A 22,550-nucleotide genomic window follows, 5' to 3' on the forward strand; every position below is an offset into this window, starting at 1 on the left:
GTATTGGTATTATACCCAAGCCACTTGATAATGCTTGTTTCAGAATTTATCAGGTGAGTTAGCACAAAGCATATCATTTTAGGAATGCTTATTGCATTTCAAACTGATGTAACGTAGTGATTATTTACCTGATAAACTCCCGCTGAAATCATGCATTTCCAAGTAGCTTTGGTATATAACTGCAGGACATTTAATTTCATATATTGCACATATTATCGGAATTCAGGAGTTGGTATAACTTATAAGTTTACAATAAAGAGAATTTATTTTTTTATAAGACTGAAAAATGTAGTCGTTAAATTGTCAATTATCAACTGCATTTTCAGTCGATCTGTTGGAAACTCTCCAGTTTGTAAACCATTTTCAAGTTTTGCGGCCAATTTGGTGATTTCTTTAAACCCAAAAACAGCAGAACTACCATTTAAGCCATGGGCAAAAAACTGAAGCTGTTGCCAGTTTTTGTGTGAAAATGCATTTTTAATATTTTTGATATCCAAGGATAAATCATCTAAAAAATCATTTTTTAATTGGCATAAGTTATTTTCTGGAATGTCTATCTCATCAATACGTGAGTTTATACCTAAGCAATGATTAATGACATGCACAAGCTTTTCTCTTTGTATTGGTTTAGATAGATATTCACTAAACCCTATATCTAAATAATGTGTAATTTCATGTGTCATCGCATTTGCAGTCAATGCAACAAATGGAGTTTCACAACCTGTTAATTTAATCAAATTCATCGCTTCAACTCCTCCCATATTTGGCATATGAATATCAGTCATAATAAGATCGTATTCAGAGACTAAAGCTGCTTCAACTAATTGCTTTCCATCTTCAACTATTGTTACAGTTAAACCTAGTTTAGTTAATATAAGCGTAAATAGAGTTCTGAGCCCTTTATTATCTTCAGCTAGTAAAATGTTGCCTTTTAATTTTTTTTGCGGTTTAGCATCATTACATGGTATTACAATAGCATTATCTATGTCTGTTTGGTTCTTAAACCAAATAGAATCATCAGCTTCTTTGAGCTTTATTTTTACAGTAAAACAACTACCTTCACCTTTTTTACTTAATACACTGATATTCCCGCCCAATTTTTCAGATAAATATTTAGAAATATTTAACCCTAATCCCGTACCTCCTACATTACTGTTAGCTGTATTATTCACTTGCGAAAATGCAATAAAAAGCTTACTTAAATCCTCTGAGTTAATACCAATACCTGAATCTTGAATTGAAAACTGCAAAAAGGGAGGGGTATTTTTTATCACTAAATCAACAAAACCTTGATCAGTAAATTTAATTGCATTATTGAGTAAATTAATTAAGATTTGTTTTAACCTAGTAGGATCTGTTATCAATTTTGAAGGTAAAGGGAATTGACATTTAATATTAAATTCAATGCCTTTATGCAAGGCTTTATCGCCTACGAGTAACTTAACTTCTTCAATCAGTTTAAAAAGTCGGGTGGGTATTAACGCAACATCTAATTTATCAGCTTCAACTTTTGATATATCCAAAATATCATTTAAAAGTGATAACAAATGCTGGCCACTATCATTTATAATTGAAATTGCATTATATTGCTCATCTTCATCAATTTCTCCGGCTAAAATTGATTCAGCATAACCTATTACCGCAGTTAACGGAGTACGAATTTCATGACTCATATTAGCTAAAAAACGACTTTTAATTTCACTTGCGTGTGCTAATTCTTGAGAAAGTTTTTGTAGCTCATTTCTTTGTCTAATTATTTTTAATTGAGTTGCAACTCGTGCTTTAACAACTTCAGAGTTAAAAGGTTTATAAATATAATCAACTGCACCTAGTGTTAGTCCTAGCTTTTCTTTGTCAGCAGAATTTAACCCTGTTATAAAAATAATAGGGATCTCTGAGGTTTCTTTAATAGCTTTAAGTTTTTTAATTGTCTCAAACCCATCCATTTTTGGCATAACAACATCAAGTAAAATAAGATCAGGTCTAAAAACAAGACTTTTATCTATAGCTTGTTGACCACTAATCGCTAAGCTAATATGCGCGTCTTTTTTTAAAAGTTCACTTAGAACTTTCAAATTTGCCTTTTCATCATCGACTAATAAAATTGTAGGTTGAGTCACGTCCAATTCCATGTCATTAATTTCCTTTTATACAATCTTGCCAAATAACTTGATTTTTACCACTGGATTTCGCTTTAAATAACATATCATCAGCAATTTTAAATAAAGTATCCTGACAACTTTCATCTATAGGCAAATAACTTACCCCACCTAAACTGACAGTTAAAAGCTCATGTTCTGCTGAAAGTTCATGAACTATCTTTAAATTTTCCACTGCTTTTAAGCAAGTTTGCATAATATTTATCGCTTCATTAGCGGGTGTATTTGGTAGTAAGGCAACAAATTCTTCACCACCATAACGTGCAATAAAGTTATTTGAACTAATTAAAATATTAGCGATAGCAGTTGCAACTTTTTCTAAAGCACGATCGCCTGCTGCATGCCCAAAAAAATCGTTATATTTTTTAAAATCATCAATATCAATTACAACCAAAGAGAAAATACTTTGTTGTTTTATGGCTTTATTCCATTGAGAAGCAAAAGTTTGATCGTATAAGCGTCGGTTGGCAATTGAAGTTAAAGGATCAATATTTGCCAATTTTTCTAATAACTCTCTTTGCTTAGCCATACGTAAATGCAACCTGACTCTCGCTTTTAATATTTCAACATGAAAAGGTTTTTGAATATAATCACAAGCACCTAACTCAAGTCCTATTTCTTCTTGTTGTACATCTAACTCACCTGTCACAAAAATAACTGGAATATTACATGTTAGCGCTTCATTTTTAAGCTTTTCTATAACTTCAAAACCATTTAGTTGTGGCATAATGACATCAAGCAAAATAAGATCAGGTTTTGATTTTATGGCCTTATAAAAACCAGTTTCGCCATCTTTCGCAAGTATCACTTCGACTTCATTTTTTAAAATACTGCTTAATATTTTAAGGTTAGTTTTTTCATCATCGATGATCAGAACAGTTTGTTGTTTATTCATTAAATACCACATCAAGTTCATTTAATAATTTAAGTGTTTCACTGGTGGCATCTTCAAATTCAATATTATCAACTAACTGAATTATATTAACAATAATGTTCTCATAGTCTGTATTTTCACTGAATGCTTTTAACTTAAATAGTCGCTCTTCTACTGTAAAATCTGAACAGCGTAATAAAACAATAATAGCTTCTAATTCAAACTTTAATTTTTCAATTGAAAAAGGCTCTTTTATTGTAATATTATCAAAAGCATCGGATATTTTTGTAATTAGGGGAGGGATTTGTGATTTAACATTATTTAAATAGTTTTGATCCCATCGACCTTCGCTTAGCGATGCTTCCAGCTTTTCACACGCTTGTGATAACTCATAAGCCCCCAAATATGCCGCATTAGATTTTAAAGAGTGTACAACTAAATAGATTTCATTTAATTTTTTACTATTAAATAAGTTATCTAATTGCACAGTACAATCTTGTTGATCTTTAATAAAATCTTTCATTAAACTTAAATAAAGTTCTATCCGCCCATTCATATTATTTATAGCTTGATGTAAATCTAGTGTCTTAATTAAATTCAATTTTTTTAATGTTTTAGTTTGAGTGCTTGAGATACTATTGAAACTCTCATTAACTAAAGAATCTAAACCTTGTATATTTTCTTCTACAATATTCAAATAATTAGCTAAGGTATTAAATAAAATATCAGGCTCTATTGGCTTACTAACATGTGATAACATACCTGCCTCTTTACTTCTAACAATATCAGCAGGCATCGTATGAGCCGTCATTGCAATTACTGGCAAATTTACTAATTTAGGGTGCTTTTTAATTTCCTTCATAGCAGTCAGCCCGTCCATTTCAGGCATTTGTATATCCATTAAAACTAAGTCATATTCACATAATGAGAGTTTTTCTAAGGCAATACGACCATTTTCAGCAATATCGACTCTTGCTTTTGTATCACTTAAAAAGCCCAATGCAACTTGACGGTTTATCGCATTATCTTCAACCAATAAAATATGAGATGAAGAGAAATTTGGAATATAGTCTGTTTTGATGTGAGTACCAGTATACTCTAGCTCATCTGAGATCAAAACATTAGTAATTGCATCAACTAATGCTGATTCATTTATTGGTTTTTCAATGAATTGATTGATTATTGTACCGTCTAACTGAGAGTTTACTTCTTCTTTATCGTAAGCCGATATCATTAGAATCTGTGGCGGTTTTCCTTCACAAATTTGATGAATTAAACGGGATGTTTCAATACCATCCATTTCAGGCATTTTCCAATCCATAAACACCAAATCATATGGGTTGTTTGTTTGTAATTTTTCTTTCACTAACGCAATGGCATCTAAACCATTGTCGACTTGATCCGACTTTATACCCAACTTAGCTAACAGTTCAATAATCACCGAACGGGCTAAACTCATATCATCAACAACTAATACTTTTAATTTTGCGACAGTGGCTTTATTAATCGTTTGAATGACCGGTTTTTGCTCGCTTTTTTGTACTTCGACCGTAAAATAAAATGTTGAACCATCGCCAAGCTTGCTTTGTAATCCAATTTCACCTCCCATTAATTCACAAAGTTGCTTACAAATTGCCAAGCCTAAACCTGTACCACCATATTTTCTGGTTATCGACTCATCAGCTTGAGAGAAGGTTTTAAACATACGGCTTTGTTGCTCTTGATTCATCCCAATCCCTGTATCAATAACAGAGCACAGTAACGTTATTTTTGAATCATATTCATATTTAAGCTCCATCTTAATGCAAATAGCGCCTTTTTGTGTAAACTTAACAGCATTGTTAACCAAATTTACAATAATTTGCTGAAGCCTTAAAGGATCTCCAATCAATACCGGTGGAATATTTGGGTCTATATCAGTGATTAACTCTAAGCCTTTTGTATGCGCATTTATCGCGCTTAAATTAACCGATCTTATTAATAACTTGTGTACTTCAAAAGGTTTGTTTTCTATGGTTAATTTACCAGCTTCAATTTTTGAAAAATCTAAAATATCATTGATTAAGCCCAATAATGATTCGCCAGAATCTAATATTTTATCGACATAATCTTTTTGTTTAGCATTTAAAGTCGTTTTTAGAGTCAACCGACTTAAACCTATTACCGCATTCATAGGAGTTCTAATTTCATGGCTCATTTTTGCTAAAAAATCTGATTTTGCATTCGTTGCTTTTTCTGCCTTTTCAGTTGCTTTTTTAAGTTCTTCTGTACGCTGTAATACTTTTTTTTCTAAATTTTGTGTTAAATCAATATTTTCCGAATTCGTTACTTTCACTTTTTCGGCTAAAGCAAAAGCAAGTAATAAACTATCTACGGTATTACCCATTAAGCCTAATAAATAAATATTTAGATTAATCCCTGGTAATAAACCTAGATTTATCATGTTCCCAACCATATTAGGAATAACCATAGCCAAAAATGCCAATACAAAATATTTAGCAGGGCCGTAACCATTTCGCCAACAAATAATGCCCGCGATTAGTCCAATAGTTAAAATTAATCCTGTCCCTACAGAAGCTAATAGGAGGCCTAAACTTGGGTTGAAAAATGAAAATGGTGTAGATATTAGTGAGAAAATAGCAATGGCGTACAGAGTAAGAGTGAGCTTAGGGTAGTTACCTTTTAAATTTAAAAAATCTATCGCAAAATATGCGGTGCACAACGCACCGAGTAAAAATGGCGGCATTAACCAATTTGGATAAATGTTTTGTGTTATAAGCTCTAATACACCAAAAACATGCACCCAACCCCACATATAACAGAATGTCGCAAGCGCATAAAATAAATACATGCGTTCACCACTACCAATAAAAATAAATAAGTTATATACACTCAGCGCTAGGGCAACACCTAAGCATAATAATAATAAAATATTCTCTAATTCAATTGAAGATTTTGCTTGTGCTTCGGGGGAAATAATAATTTTAATTGGCGCAAAGAAAAAATCACTTTCAAATAGAATGAGAATTGTATTGATACTGCTTGGCTCAAGTAAAACTTCATTTCCATAGTGGAAATTAAGGTTGTTATTATGATTATAGCCTGTTGTATCTTTTGTATGAGATTGACTTTGATAAGAGTGAATTTCAATATGTTCAACAACCGAACCATAAGGGTAAATAAACCAGTCTGTTTGTTTTGTATTGTTTTCAATTGTGAAAACAGCAATATATTTATCTCCAAAAAGATCTGTTGAATCATGCTCTTTTAGTGACGTTAGCCATAATGGGATATCAGTTTGAACTCTTGGTAAACTACCTTTATCAAATTCATAATAAGAAACCATTTGACTGATATCTTGATTTGTTATGTCACTGAGTGATAAAACGGGTAGCCGACTTTCGTTCGCCCATGAAAAATGAGAAAACAAAACGAGAGAACAAAAAACGATAGTTAAAAATTTAAATAATTTACCCAAAAATGAAAATTCCACAAAACATAATTGATTAATATACAATCTAAACACTTAAAAATTCAATAAAAAAAATTAAAAAGAATAATTTATATCTACACCAAACTGACGAGATTCACCTTTAAAGTCCTGTAACATACCTAACAAACCAACGAGATCAAATTTAAGATTACTATACTCTTCATTAGTGATGTTCTTACCCCAAACAGCCATGCTCCAATCATCGATTTCATAAGCAATGCGTGCATTAAATAAGATATAATCTTTCTGGGAGGCATAATCATTTTGATTTTGATCAAAATAAAAGTCTGATTGATGATCGAAGTTTAATTGAAATAAAACCTCTCCATCATTAATAGGTAAAACATACTCTAAAAAACCATTCATATTCCACTTAGAAGTGAAAGGCAATCGATTATCAGTAATCTTTTCACCTTTTGCATTAACAAATTTTTCAAGGTTCGCTTCAGGTAAATAACCAATCCCTAGTTGCACATTAAACTGCGAAGTTAATTGCCACTTTAATTCAGCTTCAGCACCATATAAATTTGACTCACCTACGTTATCTAATAATTGTATAGGTGGGGCGATAGGTGATATAGCTGCTTGGTTCATAAAAACCTGTTGGTCTTGATAATCATAATTAAATAACACTAAATATAAATAAGCATTATCATCATCCCAATAAATACGGTTGCCCAGTTCAATGGCATCTAATTTTTCTGAGCCATAGTCATTTCGCAATGCTTCTTCTTGAGTTGTTATAATTGCGCCATTATATCCTCCACTTTTGTAACCGCGCGAATAACTTAAAAATGCAGTGAAGTCTGAATTGAATTTATGATTTATTGAAATTTTACCAGAAACATTGTGGTCTTTTACTTTTCCGGGTTCATTCCAACCAAGGACTGTTAATCCGACTTGTTCATCAACAGCTAATGGCACATTAATTGTACCTATAGCACGGTAATCAATATTTTCTTCTGTGTATCTCAGCCCTGTAGAGAGAGTTGTTTGATCATTAAAATCATAATCTATATGTGTAAAAATAGCTGAAATTTCAGTATCTATTTTATTGTCGTAAAAAAAAGTTGCAGCGTTAGTAAATAGAGAATCTACAGCTCTAAAATCTCTAAATAAATCTAAGAAATTATCTTGTGTTAATGACTCATCTAAATAAAAACCGCCAACGATAAAATATGCTTGTTCTAATTCTAAGTGATAGCGTAATTCTTGCGAATAAACATCAGTATAAACATTTTGCCCGCCCTCAACCAAAGCAGCAGGGCTGCCATCACTATTAAAAAAATGAATCCTATCTAGGGTATTAAAGCTACTTATGCTAACTAGGTAGCTATTATCTGTTAGTTGATAATTAAGATTGAGATCTGTTCCCCAACTATTTGTTTTATGCGGGCTATTATTATTAATGTTATTATTGACAGATACACGATAAAAATCATTAGAACCATCATTAAAACCAAATGCATCGGTACATTGTGATGAACCGGCCTCACTAGGTGAGCATAAAGTAGGTGTAAGCCCCAGTTGTTTATAAACTCCTATATTACCTACAGGTTGTACCGTACCATCCCACTTTTCGACATGCACTTTGCCAAAGACTTCTAACTTATCAAAATTGGCTAAAATAGAAAGTCGACCATGAGTTTGTTCCCTGTGGCCCTTTTAGAATTTCAATTGAGTCAATATCATATAAATTAACTAACTGAGAATTAGCAGAGCCGCCTGCTATGTTATCGATATAAACCCCCACAGGAGAGGTTGTTGATGTATTATAATCCATGCTACCAACACCACGGATATTAATAGCTGGAGGCGTACCTTCTGCCGCATTTGGGGTTATTTTGAAATTAGCTGATTGACCAGATAAAGCAGTGGTATCTTTTATATTTTGATCTGAAAGTGATTTACCCTCGATTATTGAAAGTGAAATTGCAACATCATTAATATTTTGAGTTCGCTTTTGCGCCTTAACTTCAATTACCTCTATTTTTTTAACACCATCATCAGCAATAGCTTGGGGTAATAACAAAGAGGAACATAAAATAATAAGAGAAGTTTTTTTCACGGGAGCCTTTGTCAAAATATAAATGGCTAGTAGTTAACTGTATTATATCATCTTATATCACTTAAGTTGAAGTTGTGTAAGGCGCTAAAAACCTTACACAATAAATATAGACTTAAAAATCTTTTTCGCCAGAAATATGTTCAGGATGACCACAAATAGATCTTGATGTCTGCATTCCCGCCATCGTTGCTGCTTCAACACACCCAGCATTTAAGCCTGTTTGGATCCAATCTCCCGTAATATAAAAATTATTAAATCCAGTTTGTTCTGTCCGGAGTCTATACTGACTACTATCAACAACAGACATTACATAATGCTCCGAAGGGTCAATATTCGCCCGCCAAAACTGACTATTAAATCTGTCTTCACCCTGTTGATTATTAGGATCTATTAATATAGACCAATCAAATTCACCTGGCTGTGCAACTTCAGTCCACAAATTGTAGATCGAATTTTTTAAATTCCTAATTGCATTATTTTTTACTTCCAACTTACATTGAACTGGGAACAAATGATCACTTTTAGGTGGGAGGTTAGTTATAGGCATAACACTACAAAAGTAAGCTACATTTTTTGGCTCTATTGATGCCGGCCAAGTCTCTTTATCGAGTAGTTGATCCATAGAAGCCCAAGTATCAAAAGGTTCAACAAAACCACTTAATACAGGTTCTTCACCATCATCAGGCGTGTATTTCCACCCTAATTCATTAAGGGTTTTATCTCCCCATACCTGATAAGCCTGAGTTACTACGGTTTTCACTTTATCGCTCATGGTTTTTAAATCGGGGCTTTTATCTAATAAATCTTCACAAATATAAGGTAATGACCCCACCGAAATACCAAAAATAACCTTATCGAAATCAATACCTTTTTGTAGTGTTTTTTGCGGTAAAGCTTGCCCAAAGTGGGTTTGATAGACATCAGGCCAATTAGTCCAAAATGATTCTAAATTAATATTATGTTGTTGTAATAACTCAGCTTGCTCATCATTAATTTGACTGTAGTTTGGCCTATCAGGCCAACATGCGAGATCCAATTCATATCCTTTGACAGGTACGTTTACTAAAGGGTTATAATTTGTGATGCCATCTTTAAGCGCCACTTGTTGTGTGATTTGAATTGTGTCGACACACTCACCTTGGGCTGTTATGTTTTCTACCTTATTAAAATACTCAAATTTCACTCCTCGATCTTGCAATGCCTGATAAAATGGCGTGAAAATGGTATCGCCCATACCGGCCTGCATTTTCCACATAATGGCACCTTTATAATTTAGTGCGATACGCATCATACAACGAATAATAGTACCCGCTTCTATATTTGGTTTATCAAAATTGCCTTCTTCATATGCAAAAACTAAATCGTAAAAACCCCTTACTGGTGCTGAATCGACTGTATATTTTTCATTAGCGCCGTGTTTACGTAACCATTGTTTGTAATCCGAATTATTGATGACATTAAAACCATATTTAAATACATCGTCTTCAATCATGCCAATCAATATTGTTAATCCTAAATCAGCAGAAATAAATAAACGTCTAATCTTATCGTTTTCATCTAAAAGTGCGTAAAACTCAGAGATGATCCAACGTCTGAGCCTTTTTAATAGAAATTTAATTGCGTTATGATCGTCACTGTTTCTATCTTGTAACTTTGTTGGTAACTGCTTTAAAAAAGTCTCTAAATGCTCAAGTGAATCTTTAACATCATCAACAAGCTCTTTACTTTCAACTGAAATGAAATTAGCCATTTTTTCAAGCCAGGAATCATCATCATCGTCATCTTTTTCAGACAATTTGTGCTCAGCAGTTTCATTTCTTAACTCTGATATAAAGTGTTTTATCCACATATAAGCGGTGCGAAATAAATCCCAAATATCAAGCTCATCATCTACTTGACCAGGCACTAAATCATTCGTGGGAAATTCTATTGGCCAAGTTTGCCATTTATCTTCTATATATTCTTGCAGCACAATTGAGCTATGTTGTTTAAATGCATCTTGCCAAGTTTGAAGTGGTGCGCCATCTGGGCGATTTAATGATTCATAAGCCTTTTGAATAGTACTAAATGCATTATCATAAAAACCAAACCATATGTGTAAGCCATGCTCTTCAATCCTTTGCGCATAATCAACATTACGACCACTTGCGCCTTTGCCACCAATGCGCCACCCCATTTGATACACTGTAATATCATACTTATCTTGCCAATTATCTTGTTCCGTTAAATAAAAAGCAGCTGTCATGGCTGATACGCCACCGCCTAAAATCGCGATTTTTTCTTGTGTCATTTTATAATCCTTTACTTTTTTAAAGGCTCATCGCCGCTTCTTGGTTAAAGTCGAATAAAATATTGAAAGGTAATAAAGGCCTTTGACTGCCCACTTCAATACCAAACATGTCAGACAATGGAAACATATCAACTTGATTTAACGTAAATTCAAATTCATGAAAGTAGAGTTTACCGGTATGAAATTTTTGAATCGCAGAAGGGGAGTGCAACACATCTTGATAAACCGCGTTTGTGGCAGAGCCGTCTGGGAGTTGTTTAAATAACAGTTGATCTATTTGAGGATTAATAAAGCCGCTTAATAATTGTTTATAAACTGAAAAATCTAAATCAAAGAAATCAATTTCATTCTCTAATAATGACATGCCTTCTTCTATTAAATCAACAAAATTTTCGATTGGGCTTTCAGTATCTTGTGCGAGCATTTTTACATTAAATAGCTCGCAAGGTGACATTTTTGTATCCGGTGAAAATGTTTTAAATGCATCTACTGTCATAGAGAAAAAATCAGGACTACCACCTATCTCTGGCATTTTATAATCACACAAATATTTATTAAATCCCCAAGTTTCACGACCATTTATAAGTGCATAAACATTGTTTACACAAATAAAAGCCGGATACCAATAAATATGACTGACTTTATCACGCTGCATTTTGGCAACAGGCAACCAAATAATGACATCAGTTTCTTGAAAGTACCCTTGGCTTGCCCAAGGTTCAGTAGTTGGTTTGATATTTTCAATATCAGTGAAAGTAAGCATGCAATACTTACTAATCGCTTTAAAGGTATAGCCTGACACTAAACCTACAGTTTCATCTAAGTAAGTTTGAATTTTATTTAAATCACCCTTAATGAAAAAACCATACATATTGGCATTTATCATTCTACAAGGAGGTTGAGCTATTACGGAGCCCGGAAACTGGGCATAAGGTGTTTGTTCTGATGACATGATATTTATCCTTTACATTAAAAATCATATGGTTAACTCTTAAATTCATTTATATATACATGTTTTTTATGATCACAATTTATACTCGCAGAATGTTCTTATTTCGTAAAGCTAAAACTAAAAAGAGGTCGAGGTGAATTAATTAATAATTTAACTAATTATAAATTATTCACTTTATCGCACTCTATATTTCACTTAATATTTAGGATCTATTTTAATAGATAACTTGGAATGAGTATGTTTGATGTAAATTAATATTTTGAAGGTAAAATAAAGTTAATCGCTTTAAAAGGGGAGGGCTATCTCCAACACTTGGGGCTATGGCTTCTGGAAATTATATTTTTGGTATCTCACTAAAAGAAGTGATGGCTGTAGTAAGTTAATTGTTACCTTACCTAATGAAGCAGAGCCAAACACTTTTCCTGCTGGTGAATCCTTTATAGTCCCAGCCAATAAATAGTTCAAAGTAGAAGTGAAAAAATGATAATAATATTATACACATAAGAATAAAATAAACATTAAATAAGGGCTGAGTTACTCATTTAAAGTCCACTCTTTGTCTTTAACATAACCGACATTTCTAATCTTATTTCCTGTAAATAAGCGTCGTCATAATCTAACGTTAAAAATTCATCTAGGCAAGCTTGATATTGAGTAATTTTTTCTGGTGAAGACTTAAACTGTTCCAAAAACACATCCTGTTGAGTATATTTCATTTGATCTCTTCCCTAAAAATCATATTAATTAACTAAATTGTAGAATAGTCCGAAAAATATAAAAGTACCTACTTAAAAAAATTTTAACTGTAACAATTCCAATTATAGTAAAAAGTTTAAATAATTTAGATAGATAGAACATAGAAATTATATTTTTTACGTGAATAAAAGGAAAATAGCTAAAAATTTTTGAGAGATCTCTTACAAAGAAGATGGAGGATCATAATATTTTATACCCAAGCCACTTCAAGATGTGAGGTTCAGGACTACTGAGCAATTCATGATCTAGGCGCATCTTTGCATTAATGGTTACTCCCTTAAAAAAAGATGGAACAACGAGCATGATTTGCTCAGAAGTCCCTGTAAGGTTGGTTTATAAATGCTTTATGCAGCGTTATTGATTTTGAAAAGGGAATAACCATGTTCTTCAATCAATGCCTTGCCTAAAGCATTTCTAATTCCAACTGAATCCTGCATCTTGAAGTGGTTTGGGTATATATACATAGAATTAAAGAGAAAAAGTGCAATATTACCTTCAAAAAGCGTTAATTCACTCCGACCCTATTTTTAATAGGTTATTCAGCTTTTGGATCACCTTTTATGAAATATAGATCGCTAAAACCCATTTTTACGAATTCAGCATCACGGTAATTTCTAACTGCAGATGAGCCTTTTGATGTCATCTCTATTGCTTGCACCATTTTCAAATAGTTTGTTAAGTCGATACCTTCTTCAGACGCGACGGCTTCATGCATATTATGAAACTTGTCATAAGCGAAGCTAATTTCTTTTGCGACATTTTTATATTTGTAAGTGATCTTACTGGCCATTAGGTTGTTCCTGTAAAGTTTTAGGCTTGAAATAACTGCCATAATGACTTATTTTAAGCTTTTACGTACTCATATTCAGCTTTTATTTACTATTATATATATAAATTGCGTTGAGCGACAAAGGTTATTATTCTCAAATGGCTATACCAGTAAAAGAGCAGAGTCAGAATTATTAAGAGTAAATATAAATAAATATGAAGATTCGGCTTTATTTTATTGGCAAAGAAGACCTTTTTTGGCTTAATTTCATACAAAAGTTCAGGCACAGTTACTAACCGATAAAGCCAAATTAAATAATTTGTAATAAATATAGATGGCAATTTTCATTAGAAACTAACGCAACATAAGATTGTACAGCCAGTGTTAGATTCACTTGAAGCGTTATGTGTCATAATAAATAACGCTTCAATTTTAAGTACTATTAGCTATAATTTTTATTTAATGCGAGCTAGTCAACTGCTTTAACTCAGCCTGTCTTTTTTTATGATAAAAATGCGTTACGCCATACGCTAACAATAATGCACTGTTGGCAATTAAAAAAGATAACCATACACTTTTATCTCTTTGCGCCGCCATTTCGAATACAAACCAATTAACCAGAGGTGTCGAAAATATAAAAGTAAATTTCACCAGTTTTATAAATTTAATTGATGACTGGCAGCCTTCCAACGCGATTTGTATAATATTATTCGGATTTTCGTTAAATACCTTCCAGGATGCAAAACGAATTTTAGCCGCTAAGTAGACGTACCCTATGGACATTAATCCGCTGATACCTAGGAAAATCAGGAGTGTTTTTCCCCAACCAGTAAAAAAATAACCATAGAGAATAGCGACAAATATCGCAAGTGTGCTTACTGTATCAAAGAGTAATAATGCCTTAGCTTGCAAAATGCGACGTTTTGTTTGTTTTAATAAAGCTTTAATATCAGTTTTTTCATAGGGCTGACTTTGCCAATCTTGAGTTAAAGATAACCATTGTTCATCTATCACAGGTTCATTTATCACAGGTTCATTAGGTTGCGACTGCGTTTTATTGATATTTAAAAAATCTGTATCAATTTTTTCACGCTCTGGCTGTAGTAGTTCTAACTTAAGTTCAGAACTATTATCAGAGGCTTTGCTGTCATCATTTAAAGGGGGTAGTTCGTTCATTTGACCTCCAGTAATTGGGTCAGTGTGGTTTTTGCTCGTTGTAAACGTACCCCAACTAAGTTTGTTGAAATACACAAAATATCGGCTATTTCCTGATAGCTCATAGACTCCAATGCCAAGGTAAGTACCTGACGTTGTTCTAAATTTAGTTGGCGAATGGCATGTGATAAACGTTGTTGTCTCTGCTGTTGTTCAAGTGCTTGATAAGGCGTGGCATCTAACGTTTTTCGTTCTGATTGTGATTGGCAATCAGACTCAGTTTTAATGGACTTCATAGCCTTGGCAACATGCGTTGCCAATACATTATGAGCAATACGAGCTACAAAGGTTTTCACAGTTGAATTTTTACGAAAACTTGGTAACGCACGCCAAATATTTAAGGCTATATCCTGAAATAATTCATCTTGCAAGGCTGATTTCGCTTCAAAGCCCGTAATTAAATGACGAAGCAATTTTTCATGTTCGGTCATCCATTTTGTAAAGGTACTTTGACGATCCAAATTCAAATCCTGATTTTTAATTTTAACTTCCATTTCAGCTGAATTGATCATAACAGCTTAACCTAAAGCCATAACGGCTTTTTCAGATTTCAATCTGTATGCTGTCGCGTGTATTAATGAAAATGTCATCATCAATGTGACTGCACCCGTAAAAAGCACAACACTCCAGTTTACGGGTATGCCTTTAAACAAGTCTTCCATTAGTAATGATTGACCAGATATTGGCATCCAATCTAACCATTTCGGCTTATCATTGATAAATGTCAGTGCCATAGGAATAAAAGCTGGCATCATAATAATCATAGTGACGGTGGACTGAGCTTCTTTAAAACTTTTAGCTTGAAATGCAAAGAACAATTGTAATGAAGATGCAAAAAAACAAATTGGTAATAACAAAGCTAATAATACCATTACGGTATAAAAATCTAAGCTAAAAGTGGCACCAATCTGGGCTAAGTCAACAAAACTCACAGCTAAAGCTGTTAAACCTAAAGTCAGTATTACGCCGGTTGCTGCAACGACACTGGCACAAGTCATTTTTGTAAATACTATTTTTATAGTCGCTATTGGCTGACAAAGTAACATTTCTAATACGTTACGCTCTCTTTCACCTGCACTTGAGTCTATGGCAACAGGTAAACCTGAAACGAAAGCAGCTACCAGTAAATAGATACCTAGCAACATAGAGATAAAAGCGGCATTACTACTTAATAAGGCAGTATCTTGTTCAATGAGTTTTACTGGATGTAATAATTGAATATCGACTCCTCTTACCAATAACCGATTATGACCAATACGACGAGAATATTCATCCACTGATTTTTTGATTCTTTGTATTGAAGAGTCCATCGCCTTATCGCTATAATCAGTGTTGAGAACTACCTCAATGGTTTTACCTAAGAACATATTTTTAGCAAAAAACTTAGGTATGGTTATTTTAATATTGCGATCCTGCCATAAATATTTTTCATTATCAGGCACTTTAGAAATTGGCAATATTTTATCTTTTTTAAATTTATCCATTAACTTAGGGGAAAATTCACTGCCTAGTATTTGTGCATAAATAGTTGGTTTTTCTATTGCTTCTTTAATGGCCACTTTAGATATGGAAAAAATCATAACTGGTGCCATAAAAGCGATTAATAAGGCAGCCATTAAAGCGCGTTTATCTCGAAAGGCTTCTTTAAATTCTTTTATAAGTAAAGCTTTGAACTGGATCATGCTGCAACTCCTTCATCTGAACCTATCAGTTTCACAAATGCATCTTCTAAATGGGACTCACCTGCAAGCTCACATAATTCTTGTGGTGTACCTTGTGCCGCCAATTTTCCATTGGATACAATTATGACGCGATCACATAATGCGGCTACTTCTTGCATCACGTGAGATGAAAATAAGATACAGTGCCCATTGTGTTTAAACTGTAATAAATACTCTCTCAGAATTCGGGTACTCATTACATCTAATCCTCTTGTTGGCTCATCTAAAATCAAATTTCTAGGCTGATGTACTAAAGCCTGAGCTAAAGTGACCTTCATTCTTTGCCCTTGTGAAAAGCCTTGGGTTTTTCTATGCGCTAATGCTGTCATTCCTAAATCATTAATAACTTGCTCTATGGCCACTTTTTTATCTATACCTTGTAAACCATGAATACTGGCAAAATAATCGATTTGTTCATATGCGGTCAATCGTTCGTATAAACCAAATTTATCTGGAAATATACCTAACTGTTTTCTAGCTTGTATTGCCTGGGTAGCAACATCGATATTGTCAATAATCATCTGACCTTCATCTGCTTTTAATAAACCGTATAGTGTTCTTAAACATGTGGTTTTACCAGCGCCATTTGGCCCTAATATACCTGTAATTTCACCATCATTAGCTTGAAAAGATAATCCATTTAAGGCTTTAATTTTATTTTTTCCGTTAACAAATTTTTTATGTAAATTCTGCACTTTAATCATAATTATGCTCCGCCATTTAAACTGGTCATAAATGACTCTTTAGGTACATTTTCAAGGCAAGATTCATCTAACTTTTTAGGCGCTAAGCTGGTTAAAAATTCATTAATTATGAGTGCAGCACATGTACTGGTCGCTACACCATGGGAAACATTATCAACAATAATATGATGACTATTAGGCAATGTTTTTCGTGTATATTCACCATTACTGGGTGGTGTAACGGGATCTAAACCACCTGATAAAATTAAGGTAGGTATATTTGCTGTCACACTCTGATAAAAATCATCCTTTACCTGATATTTTGGCCATAAAGAACAGGCTTGTTTAAAAATAGAATTGCTAAACTTACCCGCAAAATTATTATGAGCATCAAGTTTTAACATATCACTGGTTATTTTTGAAAAATCTTCATTGCATAGAATATTAAACGTTAGTCCTAAGTTCATATTCACCCCAGTTTCCGATTCAGAAATAAGCCCAGCTACCGGTAAATAATTACCTAAGTAGGCTTGGTGAATAATAAGAGGTACTAAACTTCTTCCGCTGACCGAATATAGTTTAAACTGTAAATGACTAATTAACTTTCCTTTACTTATCAAAATATTGGTGTTGTTACCAGAACGAGGGTGGGGAATATTAAGCGCAACGGGTGTTTTTTCTAAACGTGTTATTAACATGTCAAATTCTTGCGCTAAATTTGGATAAGCTGTATTGCACGCACTTTCTTGCTGACAATGTTTTAACAGTAATGTAAATGAGCGCGCTGCACTTTGACCAAACAGCCCAATGGGTACTTCGATTGGGCCAACGCTATCTAATACGACACTTCGAATGCTGTCAGGAAACAATCGCATATAAACTAATCCAGCACGGGTACCGTAAGAACCACCATATAGATTTACTTTTTTATGGCCTAAAACCTGACGCACGGCATCAAAATCTCGAATGGCATTTTCTGAATTATACTGACTCAAATCCCCTGACAATCTAGAAATACAAGTTTTGATCTGTTCATCTGAAAATTCTTCCGGAATTGTCAGATAAGGATCTTGTTCCGAAAATCCAAGGCATTTAAGAGCATGAGACTCTCCAGTACCTCTTTGATCTATTAATAATATATCTCTGGTTTTATGTATTTCTTTAAAAGCTATTTTTAAACCTGCTGCCAATTCAACCGCTGCCTGCCCAGGACCTCCAGCTAAAAACATCAAAGGTTCTTTATTCTGGCTACTATCTATGGCAGGTAATATGGCAAAATTGATTGATATTTTAGTGCCATTTAACTTTTGATAATTTTCGGGGACTTGCAAAGATCCACACTTAACTTGTTCTTTAATACCTTTTAAGTGGCAATGCTTAATGTTTAAAATCTTTTGCTCAGCAACCGCAATGCTAATAAATAACGAACAGATTAAAACCATGCTTATTAATAACTTTGTGAGTAAAAAATTATTTTTCCAATTTATTTTCATAATATCCCTCCATAAAACGAATCATTTCAAAAAAATTGATAATGATAAAACTTACTAGGCTTAGTCTTAATGTTGCGGAATTTATTACATGTAATTTGAAAAAAATTTACAAAAATGTAGATGTATGAAAAGATAACAATGAAACTTCGAAGGTTTAACCTGAATACACATTCATTAGCTATATTTTTCAAGGATGCTTGGCGTGAAATTATTAAATAAGAAAAATATTACCGCGGTTGTTTGTGCCACTTTATTCATTTACGGTGGAGTAATCACTAAATCGTATTTTGATGAATATACCTCAAATTTTATTGACCATACTATTTATTCTTCGGTACTTGAAGAAAACCGTAAAATATTTATTCGCTTGCCTGAAGGTTATGATGATAATAAAAGTTATCCGCTTATTATTAAGTCGGATGGTAACTTTAATTTAGCGCGTTGGCATGAATCCATTTCAAATCTTTCTGAGCAAGGTAGTATCAAAGACTCTATTGTCGTGGCTATACCTAATTTATTTTGGCTTGATTCTCGAAATAGAGATTTAGTTCCTCCATATGCAAGAAAGGATGTTCAGATCGAAGCTCGGCCTTATGACCAAAATTCTCCGGAAATATTCGGCAAAGCGGATTTATTTCTCACATTTATCGAAAATGAAGTGCTGCCTTTTATTGAAAATAAATATGCTGTAAATGGTAATAGAGTGCTTAGTGGGTTCTCTGCTGGAGGAAGTTTTGTATTGTATACTATAACGACTAAGCCTGATTTATTCACTGGCTATTTTGCCTTTAGTCCTGCGGCTTGGTATGACAACTCTGTCGTTGTTAAAGAGTTTGCTAATGGATTGAAAAACGTTAACGATAAGTCTTTATTTCTATACTTGAGCTTAGGTGGTGCCGAAAATAAAATTATAACAGGTTCGTTCAAAGGACTCTTGTCTGCAATTAATTCATACGCACCAGAAAGCTTTAAGTCAGATTATAGTTACAGTGAGGGCGCTGGGCATGGAGAAAACCCATATATTTCAGTACCTAAAGCACTCATTGCATATTATAAGTTTAGAGCAGGGGAAATATAAAAGTTATGCTACATGACAAATATAAAAATATGACCTGCTGGCTTTCATAAATCTCCTAACGATTATACCCATTCTCTATTTCAAAAATTGTGTTTTATCTTGCCTTGAATGAAGTACATTATTAATATCCAGTTTTGCATTTTCTTTTGAACTTTTAACTTCAATGCCCTCATGTTTCAATAACCACAACTTTCGTTCTATACCACCGGCATAACCAGTCAATGTGCCACTTGCGCCTATTACACGATGGCAAGGTACTATAATACTAATAGGATTACGTCCATTAGCACCGCCAACAGCTCTCACTGATTTTGGGTTATTAATTTTATATGCTATCTCACCATAGGACATGGTTTTTCCAAATGGGATCTGCGTTAAACATTGCCAAATTGATTGTTGAAACTCGGTACCATGTTGATCAAGAGGCAGATTAAAAATTTTTAACTCGCCATTAAAGTATTCAGATAACTGCTTTTTACAAGTATCTGTAATATCATTTGCATTCACTGCGAGTTTTTGATCTTCTCCACAAAAAATAACTTGGGTAATTCCGAGTTCAGAAGCTTTAAATTCAATGAGTCCTAAAGGGCTATCCATATAATCAGTAAACATTAAAGTTGGCTCCATAATTGAAATGTTAAATAACTTGCCCAAGGCGAAGTTTGTTGTGGTTCAAATTGATATCTAGCATTACCAATGGCTTTTTTTATCCCTAGGTCACCACCTAAAAATATATCTGGATCACTTAAACCGCGCATACAAGCATAATCAGTTGTCCAAGGGCCAATACCTTTAAGCTTCAACCAATGTTCAGGCTCCTCTGGTGCCTCATTCATTAAAAAATGCTTCGCTAAGTTTTTTAATGTTTGTTTACGTGAGCCTGGTATTTTTAAAAAATCTAAACCACTATTTACAATCGCTTCAGGTGTCGGAAATAAAAATTTATTACCAACTGTAACACCTAAATTGGCAACTAAAGTCGTGACTAAGTTTTTTGCTGCAACAACTGATATTTGCTGCCCTAAAACAGCTCTAACTCCTGCCTCATACATATTCCAAATACCTGGTAAACGTATTCCTGTTTTGATAGTAAATTGGCCATTAAAGCTTTTTTCTAAGTTTTGCTCAACAGTATGTATATCAACATCTAAGTCTAGGATCCGTCTAATGTTATTTACTATCGCTTTAAGTTGTCTTACATCATTTAAATTAATAGTGACATCAAATCTGTTTTTATCTTTAATATGCTTTGCAGTAAAACTTCCTTGAGTGTTGTTAAATTCGAAGGTTCGTCCATATGAATTTTCATCACCCCATTCAAGGTTTTCTATACTGCGCGTTTTAAAAAACTTTAACATAAAATCAGCATCATAAGGTGGTCGGTAATACAATTTAAGCGAAAGTTCATTCGATTGTTCAATACGGGATTTTCGCATTTGCGTTGGTGTTAAATTAAGCTGCGATACAAAACAATCATTAAAGCGTCTAATACTTGAAAAACCACTGGCTAAAGCGACTTCTGTGATTGGCAACTTTGTTTGATGTAGTAACTGTTTTGCAAATAAACACTGTTGATATAAAGCATATGCTTTAGGGGAGGTACCTAGATGTTTTTTAAATATATCTCTGAGATATCTATCACTGATACCTAATCGTTCAGCTAAAGCTTGCAAAGAGCTTCCTTGAAGTGCACCTTCATCAATCAGTTTGATTGCACGATTTAATGTTGTGCTTACGCCTTGCCAAGCAGGTGATCCTGGAGCACTATCTGGGCGGCAACGTAAACAAGGGCGAAAGCCTGCTTTCGCAGCCTCTATTGCAGTCGCATAATAAACAACATTTTCTTCTTTAGGCGGATAAACGGGGCAAATTGTACGGCAATATATACCTGTGGTTTTAACCGCAGTAAAGAATTTACCATCAAAACGCGGGTCTCGAGACATTCTCGCTTTTTGGCAAATATCATTATTTAAAAGAGGATTTAGCATTAAAACTTCTATCAAGTTATTCTTGAGGCAACTATAACTCAGTTAAATTTTAATTCTAGCCAGAAACGGAAGTGAATATAAATTTGGCATATAAAGAAAATAGAAACAGTGCAGTAACTTGTTTGAAAAACACACTTAATCTAAGCATGTTTTTATTAATTCGCTTGACCTTTATTATCTAATTTTTGTTTTAACTTAGCTTCTAACATGCTTTTAGTCATCGCTAATTCAACTTCTAACACTCTTATCTCTTTTTTGGATTCAGTATCTTCTTTACTTTTTAGTAATTCAATTTGTAAAGTAAGTTCTAAAATTTTAATGCTTAATTCTCTAATTTCTTCATCTATAGAACTTTCATTTTTATCTTCTGAAATTTTAGCTTGTTGTTCAGCTGTTAATTTAGTTTTATCTTCTTTAGTGAGTTTATTTTCAGCAGCGAGTTTTTCTTGTGATTCTTTTGATATGACAACATCGTCAGATTGTAAATTCGAAGAAGTTAATGCTTTTGTCGGAGCGGGAACAGAAGTATCTTTTGTGATTTTTATTGAGGGTGCAGGTTGCTCTTTAGAGAGGTTATTTAAAGTGGGTTGCGACGTTATTATTTTAGAGATGCTTACCATGTTAATTTCCTTATTTTAAAAATGACAGTTTCTATTCGCTAATCATACCAATGAAAATACAGCTTATATAGGCTTATATTTATGTGCCATAAAGCCTCTTTACAAAAAACAATAATAATGATTCGGAACGTCAATTAATATCAATAAACATCGCTTATAATTTGACTGCAAACGTAGTCAAATAAAACCGAAATACCTATTGACTGACATCTGGACTATATATGTTAGGCAACATTTAGCACCATAATTGTTTCTTCGAACTCATATTGTTTAATAACACTAAAATTAAAGCGCTTAAAGAAGCCTTCCATTACATCATGCCCTTTCACATAACAGATTGAAATAGCTTTGCAATATTCTATTTGCGTGATCAGCAATTCTCGCTCAATAT

19 protein-coding genes are annotated in these 22,550 nt (G+C 33.4%); 1 reads left to right on the forward strand and 18 read right to left on the reverse strand.

All coding sequences use genetic code 11. From position 1 onward, the window contains the following. Positions 1-263: 263 nt before the first annotated feature. From CJF42_RS10575 to CJF42_RS10640, 15 genes are all read right to left on the reverse strand, one after another. Positions 264-2,120 (reverse strand): hybrid sensor histidine kinase/response regulator, encoded by a 1,857-nt coding sequence (locus tag CJF42_RS10575; RefSeq protein WP_170940568.1) that lies wholly within the window; start codon positions 2,118-2,120, stop codon positions 264-266. Positions 2,121-2,136: 16 nt separating this feature from the next. Then, positions 2,137-3,054, reverse strand: a complete 918-nt coding sequence (locus CJF42_RS10580; RefSeq protein WP_095366673.1) for a GGDEF domain-containing response regulator — start codon at positions 3,052-3,054, stop codon at positions 2,137-2,139. Continuing rightward, positions 3,047-6,511: a response regulator gene (locus CJF42_RS10585; protein WP_141235538.1), complete on the reverse strand. Its 3,465-nt coding sequence runs from the start codon at positions 6,509-6,511 to the stop codon at positions 3,047-3,049. Before CJF42_RS10585 ends, CJF42_RS10580 begins: the two co-directional genes overlap by 8 nt. A 69-nt stretch (positions 6,512-6,580) precedes the next feature. Next, positions 6,581-8,116 (reverse strand): TonB-dependent receptor, encoded by a 1,536-nt coding sequence (locus CJF42_RS10590; protein ID WP_170940569.1) that lies wholly within the window; start codon positions 8,114-8,116, stop codon positions 6,581-6,583. A gap of 22 nt (positions 8,117-8,138) precedes the next feature. Then, complete coding sequence (locus CJF42_RS10595; protein WP_170940570.1) at positions 8,139-8,594, reverse strand: TonB-dependent receptor plug domain-containing protein; 456 nt, start codon at positions 8,592-8,594, stop codon at positions 8,139-8,141. A 112-nt stretch (positions 8,595-8,706) separates the two neighbouring features. Then, positions 8,707-10,884, reverse strand: a complete 2,178-nt coding sequence (locus CJF42_RS10600; RefSeq protein ID WP_252097584.1) for an NAD(P)-binding protein — start codon at positions 10,882-10,884, stop codon at positions 8,707-8,709. Between the two features lie 19 nt (positions 10,885-10,903). Then, positions 10,904-11,836: an acetoacetate decarboxylase family protein gene (locus CJF42_RS28575; RefSeq protein ID WP_252097585.1), complete on the reverse strand. Its 933-nt coding sequence runs from the start codon at positions 11,834-11,836 to the stop codon at positions 10,904-10,906. A gap of 542 nt (positions 11,837-12,378) precedes the next feature. After that, positions 12,379-12,552: a hypothetical protein gene (locus CJF42_RS27425; RefSeq protein WP_170940571.1), complete on the reverse strand. Its 174-nt coding sequence runs from the start codon at positions 12,550-12,552 to the stop codon at positions 12,379-12,381. A gap of 220 nt (positions 12,553-12,772) precedes the next feature. After that, entirely contained in the window at positions 12,773-12,895 is a 123-nt protein-coding gene (locus tag CJF42_RS29085) for a hypothetical protein (RefSeq protein ID WP_286203491.1), read from the reverse strand. A gap of 232 nt (positions 12,896-13,127) precedes the next feature. Continuing rightward, on the reverse strand, positions 13,128-13,382 hold the full coding sequence (locus CJF42_RS10610; protein ID WP_095366661.1) for a DUF2960 domain-containing protein: 255 nt from the start codon (positions 13,380-13,382) through the stop codon (positions 13,128-13,130). A gap of 438 nt (positions 13,383-13,820) precedes the next feature. Continuing rightward, the gene (locus CJF42_RS10620) at positions 13,821-14,537 is read right to left on the reverse strand and encodes a hypothetical protein (RefSeq protein WP_095366663.1); all 717 of its coding nucleotides are present in this window, start codon (positions 14,535-14,537) and stop codon (positions 13,821-13,823) included. Further along, positions 14,534-15,088 (reverse strand): RNA polymerase sigma factor, encoded by a 555-nt coding sequence (locus CJF42_RS10625; protein WP_252097586.1) that lies wholly within the window; start codon positions 15,086-15,088, stop codon positions 14,534-14,536. Before CJF42_RS10625 ends, CJF42_RS10620 begins: the two co-directional genes overlap by 4 nt. 6 nt (positions 15,089-15,094) lie before the next feature. Beyond that, positions 15,095-16,258, reverse strand: a complete 1,164-nt coding sequence (locus CJF42_RS10630) for an ABC transporter permease (RefSeq protein WP_095366664.1) — start codon at positions 16,256-16,258, stop codon at positions 15,095-15,097. Next, positions 16,255-17,001 carry an ABC transporter ATP-binding protein gene (locus CJF42_RS10635; RefSeq protein ID WP_095366665.1) on the reverse strand — a complete coding sequence of 249 codons (747 nt, stop codon included), beginning with the start codon at positions 16,999-17,001 and terminating at the stop codon, positions 16,255-16,257. Before CJF42_RS10635 ends, CJF42_RS10630 begins: the two co-directional genes overlap by 4 nt. A 2-nt stretch (positions 17,002-17,003) precedes the next feature. Further along, positions 17,004-18,473: an alpha/beta fold hydrolase gene (locus CJF42_RS10640; protein WP_095366666.1), complete on the reverse strand. Its 1,470-nt coding sequence runs from the start codon at positions 18,471-18,473 to the stop codon at positions 17,004-17,006. A 202-nt stretch (positions 18,474-18,675) separates the two neighbouring features. On the opposite strand from CJF42_RS10640, the gene CJF42_RS10645 reads away from it, so the two are divergent. Continuing rightward, entirely contained in the window at positions 18,676-19,551 is an 876-nt protein-coding gene (locus CJF42_RS10645; RefSeq protein WP_095366667.1) for an alpha/beta hydrolase, read from the forward strand. Between the two features lie 75 nt (positions 19,552-19,626). Here CJF42_RS10645 and CJF42_RS10650 read toward each other — a convergent pair whose 3' ends face one another. The 3 genes from CJF42_RS10650 to CJF42_RS10660 all read right to left on the reverse strand — a co-directional run bounded on the left by CJF42_RS10650 (position 19,627) and on the right by CJF42_RS10660 (position 22,159). Continuing rightward, positions 19,627-20,163, reverse strand: coding sequence for a methylated-DNA--[protein]-cysteine S-methyltransferase (locus CJF42_RS10650; RefSeq protein WP_095366668.1), 537 nt, complete (start codon positions 20,161-20,163; stop codon positions 19,627-19,629). Then, positions 20,163-21,539, reverse strand: a complete 1,377-nt coding sequence (locus CJF42_RS10655; protein WP_095366669.1) for a DNA-3-methyladenine glycosylase 2 family protein — start codon at positions 21,537-21,539, stop codon at positions 20,163-20,165. The genes CJF42_RS10650 and CJF42_RS10655 overlap by 1 nt, the downstream gene beginning before the upstream one ends. Before the next feature lie 155 nt (positions 21,540-21,694). Then, positions 21,695-22,159, reverse strand: coding sequence for a hypothetical protein (locus tag CJF42_RS10660; protein WP_095366670.1), 465 nt, complete (start codon positions 22,157-22,159; stop codon positions 21,695-21,697). Between the last annotated feature and the right edge of the window lie 391 nt (positions 22,160-22,550).

The sequence above is a fragment of the Pseudoalteromonas sp. NBT06-2 genome (assembly GCF_002276045.1).
Classification (GTDB): domain Bacteria; phylum Pseudomonadota; class Gammaproteobacteria; order Enterobacterales; family Alteromonadaceae; genus Pseudoalteromonas.